General features: G+C 26.4%; 8 protein-coding genes, 1 rRNA gene and 1 pseudogene. 6 read left to right on the top strand and 4 right to left on the bottom strand.

Translation table 11 applies throughout. The features are described from left to right. A 16S ribosomal RNA gene (locus BUA62_RS10660) occupies window positions 1-146 on the bottom strand; the annotation flags it as partial. Between the two features lie 349 nt (window positions 147-495). On the opposite strand from BUA62_RS10660, the gene BUA62_RS10655 reads away from it, so the two are divergent. Together BUA62_RS10655 and ispG are read left to right on the top strand one after the other, a co-directional pair. Next, window positions 496-2,007, top strand: coding sequence for a M50 family metallopeptidase (locus tag BUA62_RS10655; RefSeq protein ID WP_159429528.1), 1,512 nt, complete (start codon window positions 496-498; stop codon window positions 2,005-2,007). Window positions 2,008-2,021: 14 nt separating this feature from the next. Then, on the top strand, window positions 2,022-3,092 hold the full coding sequence (ispG, locus tag BUA62_RS10650) for a flavodoxin-dependent (E)-4-hydroxy-3-methylbut-2-enyl-diphosphate synthase (protein ID WP_072866031.1): 1,071 nt from the start codon (window positions 2,022-2,024) through the stop codon (window positions 3,090-3,092). 282 nt (window positions 3,093-3,374) lie between these two features. Here the strand turns inward: ispG and BUA62_RS10645 are convergent, their stop codons facing one another. Genes BUA62_RS10645 through BUA62_RS10635 form a run of 3 tightly spaced genes read right to left on the bottom strand, consistent with a single transcriptional unit; the run spans window position 3,375 to window position 5,442 of the window. Beyond that, on the bottom strand, window positions 3,375-4,895 hold the full coding sequence (locus BUA62_RS10645) for an AAA-like domain-containing protein (protein WP_072866030.1): 1,521 nt from the start codon (window positions 4,893-4,895) through the stop codon (window positions 3,375-3,377). Next, window positions 4,864-5,088 (bottom strand): exonuclease domain-containing protein, encoded by a 225-nt coding sequence (locus BUA62_RS11960; RefSeq protein ID WP_072866029.1) that lies wholly within the window; start codon window positions 5,086-5,088, stop codon window positions 4,864-4,866. Before BUA62_RS11960 ends, BUA62_RS10645 begins: the two co-directional genes overlap by 32 nt. A gap of 42 nt (window positions 5,089-5,130) precedes the next feature. Beyond that, window positions 5,131-5,442 (bottom strand): cupin domain-containing protein, encoded by a 312-nt coding sequence (locus tag BUA62_RS10635; protein WP_072866028.1) that lies wholly within the window; start codon window positions 5,440-5,442, stop codon window positions 5,131-5,133. Window positions 5,443-5,501: 59 nt separating this feature from the next. Here BUA62_RS10635 and BUA62_RS10630 point away from each other — a divergent pair, with 59 nt between their 5' ends. The 4 genes and pseudogenes from BUA62_RS10630 (at window position 5,502) to BUA62_RS10615 (ending at window position 10,137) form a co-directional block, all read left to right on the top strand. After that, window positions 5,502-7,964 (top strand): DNA polymerase domain-containing protein, encoded by a 2,463-nt coding sequence (locus BUA62_RS10630; RefSeq protein WP_072866027.1) that lies wholly within the window; start codon window positions 5,502-5,504, stop codon window positions 7,962-7,964. Then, complete coding sequence (locus BUA62_RS10625; RefSeq protein WP_072866026.1) at window positions 7,964-9,181, top strand: aminopeptidase; 1,218 nt, start codon at window positions 7,964-7,966, stop codon at window positions 9,179-9,181. The genes BUA62_RS10630 and BUA62_RS10625 overlap by 1 nt, the downstream gene beginning before the upstream one ends. Before the next feature lie 303 nt (window positions 9,182-9,484). After that, window positions 9,485-9,709: pseudogene (locus BUA62_RS10620) on the top strand (IS1634 family transposase); the annotation flags it as partial. A 167-nt stretch (window positions 9,710-9,876) separates the two neighbouring features. Continuing rightward, complete coding sequence (locus BUA62_RS10615; protein WP_072866024.1) at window positions 9,877-10,137, top strand: RpnC/YadD family protein; 261 nt, start codon at window positions 9,877-9,879, stop codon at window positions 10,135-10,137. Window positions 10,138-10,369 lie beyond the last annotated feature (232 nt).

The following is a 10,369-nucleotide window of genomic DNA, read 5'->3' as shown; positions in this document are numbered from 1 at the left end:
TGTCCCAGTCTGGAGGATACTTTCCTACGCGTTACTCACCCGTTCGCCACTAGTACTACTCTCCGAAGAGAGCCTCCTCGTTCGACTTGCATGTGTTAAGCACGCCGCCAGCGTTCGCCCTGAGCCAGGATCAAACCCTCCATCCAAGATTTCGAGTTCGATCACTTAACTCTCTCTTTTTACTTCCGCTGGGTGTCTCTGTTCACTTGTCAAGGAGCTTCTTCCTTATTTCCCTTTTCCTTCTTTTCCTCCCGCGGCTCTTCGTCCGCGTCCGAGTATATATATTACCACCTTTCTCTTGCTTTGTCAACTTACATCTTTGTTAATTTTGTTAATCGTTCGTGAATTGATTGAGTGGTGTTTAAATTAACTGTTTGACATATATTCATTCATTATTTTGTATTAGTGAAATCTTCTATACAATATCATTATACCTTATTAACATATATATGTTAGAATTTAATATAATAAAAGATGAAAGTTGGAGGTGTTTTGATGTTAACACTTTTTTGGTTTATTGTAGTTATAACAATAGTTGTCTTTTTTCATGAATTAGGTCATTTTATTTTTGCGAAACTTTTTAAAACAAAGGTTGAAGAGTTTTCTATTGGTATGGGACCAAAATTATTTTCTTATAAAGGAAAAGAAACGGAATTTCGTTTTAATTTAATTCCAATTGGAGGTTATGTGAAAATAGCGGGTGAAGAGATAGAAACAGATGAATTATCAGATGACCCAAATCTATTCTATAATAAAAAACCTTGGCAAAAATTTTTAATTGCCTTTGCAGGACCACTATTTTCTATTATATTAGGATATATTGTATTATCTATTTCTGGAATATTATATGGATTTCCAGAAGTGAAAATTGAAGAGACGATTAAAGATTCACCTGCATATTACGCTGGTATTCAACCTGGAGACGTTATAAAAAAGGTTAACGGAAATATAGTTTTTGATAGTTCAATTTTAAGTCTTGCTATAAAAGAAGGAAAAGAACTGAATTTAGATATTATAAGAAATGGAGAAAACATTAATTTAAATATAATTCCTAAATTGTATGACCCTGAATATACATTAATTTTCAAATCTGATTATGATATTAATTTAAATTCTCTTTATATTAAATCATTTAATATGAATCCTCCAGAAAAAATTAAAGATATATTGCCAAACTTAGAAAAAGGTGATAGATTAATTATTGAATTAGAAAATGGTGTCAAAATCGAAGGAAAATTAGAAGGGTATACTATTTCACCCAAAAGATATGCTATAGGCGTTTATTTTGCAACATTTTCTAATACTATTAACAAGGACATATCACCTTTTCAAGCAAATGATATAATAAAAAATATTAATGGTATTAAAATCAATAATGGCCTTGACCTAATAAAAAATCTGACTTCTATATCTATGCGAACCGAAGATAAAATGATTACAATATTAAATAATAAAATAATTGAATTCAAAAATGGCTTTGACTCTGAAAATTTAAAAATACTCGTATCAAGAAACGGGAAAGATATTAATATAACATTGAACAAATCAGAATTTCTTAAAATACTTCAAGAACCTGCAGTATTAAAATTTGCTTTTGATAAATGGCGACCAAAAGGTTTTGAAATAATAACTGTTTCCATACAATGGGCTAATACATTATTAAAAGCAATGATTGATACTATTGGTCAATTATTTACCGGCAAAGTTAAAACGACTGAAGTTATGGGACCTGTTGGAATTGCCGGTATAGTAGGACAAGCTGCTAAAGCTGGACCAGAAGCTTTAATTTCTTTAATAGCTTTAATTACTTTAAACTTAGGAATTATAAATTTATTACCAATACCTGCATTGGACGGCGGAAGAATTGTATTTTCCATATATGAAATGATTACTGGTAAGAGAACCAATCCTAAAGTTGAAGCAATGATACACACTATAGGATTTTTGATTTTAATGGGACTATTTGTTTATTTCACTTATAACGATATTTTAAGATTTTTTAGATAAATGGGGGTAAAATAATGTTTTCAAAATATACTGTTTTCGTAAAAAACGTTCCAATTGGTGGTCATAATCCAGTTGTTATTCAAAGTATGACAAATACAAATACTTTAGATACCGAAAAAACCATAAAACAAATCATTAATCTTTCAAATGCTGGAGCTGAAATCGTAAGAGTTTCTGTTAGAACATTAGATGACATTCCTTCTTTTAAAAAAATATGTGAAATTTCTTCAATACCAATAGTTGCAGATATACACTTTGATTACAAAGTTGCTATAGAATCAATTAAGGCTGGAGCATCTAAAATAAGGATTAACCCAGGCAATATTGGTTCTCTTTGGAAGGTTAAAGAAGTTGTTAAAGTCGCTAAAGATTACAATATTCCTATTAGGGTTGGTGCAAACTCTGGTTCTATAAAAAAAGAATTTGAAATATTGAATATGCCAAGATTTAAAGCTTTAGCAGAAAGTGCTTTAGAAGAAGTTAAAGTTATGGAAGAATTGGAATTTAATAATATTATTATATCTATAAAATCTACAGATGCTAAAGAAAACTTTTTGGCTAATAAATATATTTCAGAAAAGGTACCATATCCTTTGCATATAGGAATTACTGAAGCTGGAATTTATGAGGATGCTTTAATATTATCTTCTGCAGGACTTGGAGCATTACTATTAAATAATATTGGAGATACTATTAGAATTTCCATAGCAGGAGATCCTATTAAAGAAGTATTAGCTGCAAAAAAATTACTAACTTTGTTAGGATTTAAAAAAGGCCCAAGGATTATAGCATGTCCGACCTGTGCTAGAACTGAAATAAATGTGGAATATCTTGCAAACAAAGTAAAAGAATGGACAAAAAATATTGATGAAGATATTAATGTTGCTGTAATGGGATGTGTTGTTAATGGACCAGGAGAAGCAAAACATGCTGATATTGGCATAGCTGGAACTAAGACAGGTGGTGCAATATTTATTAATGGCGAAATTGCTGAAACTGTTCTTTTCGAAAAACTCGAAGAAACTTTCAAAAAATATATTAAAAATTTAATTTCAGAAAGAAAAAAGATTAATACAGATTCATAAAAAATATCGAATATTTTAACTTTTTAAATAATAAATAACTAAGAGACTCTTTTTAGAATTTTGATTATGTTAATACACTTTTTAAAAAAAATATGAGTAACAATCTGATTTTTCAAAAACAATCCTCTTTTTGAGGATTGTTTTTTTATCCACCAGCACTTATATATTTTCCTGAGTTTTACACTTATATTCCAAAGCAAAGTTTAAAAATCTGAAATAATTAGAAAAATATACTATCTTTTAATAACTATTTCTGAATCTTTTCTTCTTTTTAAAATATTTCTATATTTTTGACGGATTTTCAAAATTTGTTTTTATAAACCAAATGTGTAATTTTATTCCATTTTCTTCTTCTAAAATATATTCAAAATCTTTTATTGTATTTGAATATATTATTAACCATCCCTCTTTTAACCCTTTTCTTTTTATATATTCTTTTATTTGTTTTTTACTTTTTTCATAATCATTTCCTGTTATGTTTGCTTTTATTTCTATTAAGTATTCTTTGTTACGCATATTTATTAATAAGTCTATTCTTCCTCCGCCTACTTGTGTTTCTGGATATACTTTTCCATCTGCCGCTTCTACATATAATCCAAGAAATTGATCAAGATTGTATTGATATACACCTTCATAATAGTTTCTGCCTTTGAACATTACTGCTCCTCGTTCTTTTATGTATCTTATATACCTTTTCATTAATTTGTTTAAATCCAAGCTTCCGTTTTCTTTTAGATATGGTTTGATTGTATCTTTTATTGTTGCCATATAATTTTTTTCTCCATTGATTTGTGGTTTGAAATGATTGTATAACTTTTTATAATATAACGGTACTTTTACACAACATTTACCGTCACAGTCATCTATTACCCCATTTAAATATAGGAATTTTATTCTATCATCGCTTATATCAAATTCAATGCTTTCTGGCTCAAATAATATTTTCATCATTAATTCTTTTTCTTTTTTCGCTTTTGATATTATATTTTCCATGTTTTTATCTATATATTTTCTAATATAATCATATAATGTTTTTTCAAAATGTTTTACTGTTATTATTTTTTCTCCTTTAGCTTTTTTCATTACCAAATCATATGCAAGACCATTGGTTAATCCCGGTTGTCCTGCTGCATTATGCCATATTAATTCTTTTACTTTTTCATCGAAAATTTGTCCTGTTTCTTTTTCGTGTTGGTTTAGTAAATCATATACTTGTTCTTTTGTAAAGTATGGCACTTCCAAATGTTCTGCTATGTTAAATGGACTGGCATTATCTTCTAATATTCCGCTTAAATATCCTACGCTTATTAATATTACACTTCTGAGTTTGTATATTTGTTTTTTATGATACACACTTCGTATTACATGTAAAAATTCATTCATTATGTTCTCATCTAATTTTTCAAACTCATCTATCATTAATATTATCTCTTTTCCTATTTTTTCATATAATTCCTTTAACATTTCTCTTATTTTATCAAGTTTTTTTGGTATTTCCAGTTTAATTTTTTTATTATATCTATATTCTATATCATCCAATATATCAATTACAAACGTTTCAAGAAAATCGTCTTCGCTCTTACTTACGTAACTTTCAAAAGAAATAAATATTGGTAAATATTTATCTTTTGTTTTTTCAACAATATCATTTAACAAAGTTGTTTTTCCTGTTTGTCTTGGAGCTGATACTGTAAAATATCTCCAATTTTCTATATGATCAAGTGCTTCTTCCATTATATCTGGTCGTTCTACGTAATAACATGTTTTTTTATCAACGGGACCACTTGTACAGAATCTTCTCATGACTCACCTCCGGTGTTATACGCTTACAGCGAGTTAATGATATTGTTCTTTCGGGATAAATATAAGTCACAAATTTTTCTTTAACATAATAATTACTTTTTTCGGTTATAATAATATTGTATATGACAATTTCTATAATTCTATTTACACTTTTCAGATTAAGAACTGTTGTTTCTGTATCTAACAAACACATAAAACTAATTATTTTTCAACAATTCCACCCTTTTTATCACTATTATTTAAGTAATTTTATTACTAATACGTTTAATCTATCATTAGAATTATTTGTTATTCCATGTTCAACATTTTTATCACAATAAATCATGTCATTTTCATTTACATTGATTTTTTCATCAGATAACTCAACTACACCTTTTCCTTTAGAAATAAAAAATATTGCATCAAATGGTGTGGAATGTTTTTTTACAACTTCTCCTGATTCTAAACTGATTAAAACTATTTCTAATTTTTTTGAGGTTAATAATTTTCTCGCATCAAAATTTACTCCTGATAATTTTTCTAACGAATCATATTTAACAATTTTCATGTTATCCCTCCTGAAATTTTTAGATTATATAATAATTATACCACAGTGGTGATAAATATATGATAACTTCAATATGGCAAGACCCTTCAACTAAGGAATTTTATTTTAAAGAACATATTAACTCTAAACTTAAAAAAGAGCATAAATATTTCAATTTGATTTTTGAAGATGTTTATATAGATAAAGTTGAAAAAATTCTGTCTAAATACAGAATAAAAAGTTTTGTTAACATTGATTTTAATTGGAAAGATATATATGGAAAAAATTTGATAAATACAACTCTTGATATTTCTTATAATCTATTTAAGAAGGTTTCTGATGAATTGGAAAAAAATAATATTTATGTATATGGAAAAAATATAATGAATATATTTAGCAAAAATATCTCTGAAAACCCTGATGATAAAAAAGTTTGGTTTTTAGATATTGAAGTTACAAGTGAAAACGTGAATGATTATAATGGTTATATTACTTCAATTACATATTATGATACTTATAAAAATGAATATTACGCTTTTGTTGTATATAATAAAAAACTCTATTCTAATAAAAATATTATATTTTTTGATTCTGAAAAAAATATGTTGAAATATTTTAGTGAAATAATAAAAAAGGATCAACCTGATATTATAACAGGCTGGTTCTCAAACGGATTTGATATTCCTTATTTAATAAAAAGAGCCAATATTTATAATATAAATTTAAGTGTAATTCCATATTTAAAACACTCTTCATATCAAAGTGATGGCCGATTTTATAATAATATTCCCGGAATAAATTTAATAGATTATCTTGAATTATATAGACGATATGTTTTAGATAAGCCCGCATCATATAAATTAGATATTGTTGCCAAACATCACAAAATATTAGGTAAAACCGAACATAAGGGATTCAATTATTATAATAAAGATATGAAAAAATTTATTGATTATATTTTTAGAGATGTTGAAATCCTCGTAGAACTTGAGAATAAATTAAAATTAATAGGTTTGATATGTTCTCTACAATCATTAATAAGAATTCCATATAATTTGTTATTTGGAACTTCAATTTCTATTGAACATTTTATTCAACAATTTATTTTAAAAAGTAAAATTACTTTTAGATTTTATGAAAGAGAAAAAAATGATATAAAAATAACAGGTGCTATTGTTTTAACTCCACCAAATAAAACATTTGATAATGTCATTGTACTAGATTTTACCTCTCTTTATCCAAATATAATTGCTACTTATAACATTTCTCCAGAAACACTTGTGTATAGTTCGAATTATAGTGAAAAGCATATAGACCTTGGAAGAATTCTTGTTGAAGAAGAAAATGATGTTTATAGACCTTTGAAATTTTCTTTAAAAAAAGAGGGAATAATACCCGCATTAATAAAATTCTTTTTAAAAGAACGTTTATATTATAAAGAATTAAAAAAAAATACAGATCCTGACGACCCTAACTATGTTATATATGATATTAAACAATATAATTATAAAATACTTCTGAATTCAATATATGGAGTATTAGGAACTGATAATTTTGCACTTCATGATACAAGAATTTATCTAGCTATTTTAGCTGCCGCAAGATCTGCACTAAGATTTGTAAATAACAAATTGAATAATCATCATTTTAAAAGTATATCTATAAATGGAAGATATATTGATTTCAAAACAAAAGTGCTTTATTCCGACACAGACAGTTCTTTTAACTACATAGAATGTGATGAAAAACTGAATAAAAAAGATATTTTTGAAATAGGAAAATTTTTAACAAATTATATTAACGAAAGCATTCCAAAAGAATTAATAACCAAATTTACAGAAGAGAAAATTGAATGTACTTTAAATATGGAAGTTGATAAAATTTATAAACGAGTTCGTTTTTTTGGAGTAAAAAAACGATATTTTGGATATGATTTTGACAGAAAAATCATCACACATGGCGTGGAAATTGTACGAAAAGATACTCCAGATATTTTGAAAAATATCTTATCTTCTCTCTTTTTAAAAGCGTTAGATAATGAATTAAAAATGGATGATTTTATATTTTACTACAACGAACTAAAAAAATTCCCATTAGAAGATATTGCTATAATAAAAAGTATTAGAAAAAAAGATTTTACAAAATATAAAACATTGCCAAACCATATAAGATCTGCTATTTTTATGGAAAAAGTTTATGATTTTAAATTTAATTATGATGATAGATTATTATACTATTATATAAAGTATTATAATTTTAAGCATTTTGAAACCATAAAAAATATTTTTAATAAGAATCAAAGTGGAAAGATTTATTATATATCCGCTAGTATTGAAAGGGAACATCTTGAAGATTTCAAAAAATTATTATATAATGATTTTGAAATAGATTATTTTACTCTTTTCAAAAAGCAAATTTTATCAGCTTTAAAACAATTTTCTGAATATAAAGATTTAATTGAAAAAACTGAATTAAAAATAAAGTTAATGGAAGGATATCCTTTAAAAGCTGAACAATTAAAATTATTTAAGGAGGAGACATAATGAAAAAGTTAATGGAAAAATATGCTGAACTTCTGGTAAAAGTCGGTATTAATGTACAAAAAGATCAAAGAGTATTCTTAAGATCCACAATAGATTCTATAGAATTTACAAGAATAGTTGCAGAAAAAGCATATGAAGCTGGTGCAAAAGAAGTATATACAGTATATAACGATGAATATATGTTATTTTTAAAATTAAAATATGCCGATAATGAACTATTAAATGAATTTCATCAATGGGAAGTAGATATGGCGAAATATTTTTGTGATGAAAAAGGTGCATTTTTAAGTATTATAGGTTCTGACCCTGATATATTAAAAACAATTAACCCACAAAAAATTGGACAATATTCCAAAACAAGGCAAACTGCTATGAAGGATGTATCAAAAGTTATAATGGCTGACAAAGTTTCATGGTCCGTTGGTGCAGTCCCTTCAGAAAAATGGGCAAAGAAGGTATTTCCTAATTCTGATAACCCTGTACAAGAATTATGGAATGCAATATTAAAAACAGTTAGAGTTAATGAAAATGAAGATCCAGTTCAATTATGGAATAAACATTTAAATAATTTAAAAGAAAAAACAAAATACTTAAATAATAAACAATATGATTATTTAAGATATGAAGGTCCAGGTACTGATTTAACTGTAGGATTACCAAAAAATCACAAATGGTTAGGCGGAGCACAGAAAAATGAGGATGGAACTATTTTCCTTCCAAATATTCCAACTGAAGAAGTATTTACAGCACCTCATAAAGATAAGGTAAATGGATATGTTAGAAATAGCAAACCATTGGTATACGGTGGAAACGTAATCGATGGTTTTACAATGGAATTTAAAGATGGAAAAATCGTTAAAATAACAGCAGAAAAAGGTGAAGATATATTAAAACAGGCTATATCTTTAGATGAAGGCGCTAGTTATCTTGGAGAAGTTGCTTTAGTTCCTGTTGATTCTCCAATCTATCAATTAAATGTAGTATTTTACAATACATTATTTGATGAAAATGCTGCTTCACATTTTGCTTTTGGAAGAGCATATTCTACATGTATTGAAAATGGTGAAAACATGAGCGAAGAAGAATTAAAAGCCGTTGGTTTAAATAATAGTATTACACATGTTGATTTTATGATTGGAAATGAAGAGATGAACGTATATGGTATTAAAGGTGATAATGAAGAATTAATTATGAAAAATGGAAAATGGACTATTTAATATATCAAATTCCAGCATAATCGTCATGTAAAAATTCATAAAGTATATCCCCATTTTAAAATCTAAGAAAAAAATTTATATTTACTAATATTTTATCCCAACTTTGACAGAAAAATGGTAATTTTTAAGAAAATCGAACGAAAGAATGCGGGTTTGAGAAGATAAATATTGAAAAAAAGAGAGTTAAAAAAAATCGTGTGGTGACACAAGTAAATTTTGTAATGGTGTAATTTTCTTAATTTTATAGTGTTTTTGTGGTACAATATATAGCAACATACGGTATGAAATCAAGAGGTGATTTTGATGTTTTTAAGAATTGTTAAAAATAATAAAGGAACAGAATATTTGAGAATTGTTGAAAATTATAGAGAGAACGGTAAAAACAAACAAAGGGTAATAGCAAATCTTGGTCGAATTGATAACATAAGTGAAAAAGAAGCGGAAAATATAGTAAAAAAACTAATAAGCATATTTGGTTTAAAGAATTATTTAGGATTAAATGAAATGGAAGAAGCACCAGATAAAAAAATATAAAAGAAGCATTTCAAGAAGTTGAAAATGCATTTAAAAGATTACCAGAAAAAGAAAGGAAAAAATTTACAGAATATTTGAACAAATTCTTAATAGTTTTGAGTCAAAAGAATGGAATCGAAAAATTTGAAATAAATATTGAAAGAGAAGAGGAGGAATTTCAGATGTTTGAAAACTTTGTAAAAGCTATTGATGAATCATTGAAGGAAAGTTTTGAAAAGGGAATCGAGAAAGGAATATTTAAAGGAGAAAAATATATGGCAATAAATATAGCAAGAAATCTTTTATTCAAAAGATTTGGAAATAAAATCACACCTTACTTAAATAACCTTGATAATTTAGACATAAAAACAATTGAAGATTTAACTAACAATATATTTGATATTACTCTTGAAGATGCTATTAAAATCCTTAAAAATTCATAAAATTAAATCAAACAATATAATTTATTATCAAAATCAATACCGGGTTTAACCCGGCATTTGTATAACTACTACCAATCACACTTCCTTTATATTTCAATACTTGTTTCGTATATAATATGGGGATTTTTAAATTATTAAGAGGCTGCAAAGCAGCCTCTTAATAATTTTTTATTTGCTTTAATACTTCAACTAAAAATTCCCATACTCTTTTTACAGATGAAATACTCATTTT

The sequence above is a fragment of the Marinitoga hydrogenitolerans DSM 16785 genome, assembly GCF_900129175.1.
Taxonomy (GTDB): Bacteria; Thermotogota; Thermotogae; order Petrotogales; family Petrotogaceae; genus Marinitoga; species Marinitoga hydrogenitolerans.
The sequence above is the reverse complement of the archived record's forward strand: the minus strand, read 5'-3'. Positions and strand labels throughout refer to the sequence as shown.

What these genes read in the sequence shown, in the direction of transcription:
- BUA62_RS11960 (WP_072866029.1), bottom strand. Translation starts at nt 5,088, where the DNA reads ATGTGTTTGTTAGATACAGAAACAACAGTTCTTAATCTGAAAAGTGTA.
- BUA62_RS10630 (WP_072866027.1), top strand. Translation starts at nt 5,502, where the DNA reads ATGATAACTTCAATATGGCAAGACCCTTCAACTAAGGAATTTTATTTT.
- ispG (WP_072866031.1), top strand. Translation starts at nt 2,022, where the DNA reads ATGTTTTCAAAATATACTGTTTTCGTAAAAAACGTTCCAATTGGTGGT.
- BUA62_RS10625 (WP_072866026.1), top strand. Translation starts at nt 7,964, where the DNA reads ATGAAAAAGTTAATGGAAAAATATGCTGAACTTCTGGTAAAAGTCGGT.
- BUA62_RS10655 (WP_159429528.1), top strand. Translation starts at nt 496, where the DNA reads ATGTTAACACTTTTTTGGTTTATTGTAGTTATAACAATAGTTGTCTTT.
- BUA62_RS10645 (WP_072866030.1), bottom strand. Translation starts at nt 4,895, where the DNA reads ATGAGAAGATTCTGTACAAGTGGTCCCGTTGATAAAAAAACATGTTAT.
- BUA62_RS10635 (WP_072866028.1), bottom strand. Translation starts at nt 5,442, where the DNA reads ATGAAAATTGTTAAATATGATTCGTTAGAAAAATTATCAGGAGTAAAT.
- BUA62_RS10615 (WP_072866024.1), top strand. Translation starts at nt 9,877, where the DNA reads ATGTTTGAAAACTTTGTAAAAGCTATTGATGAATCATTGAAGGAAAGT.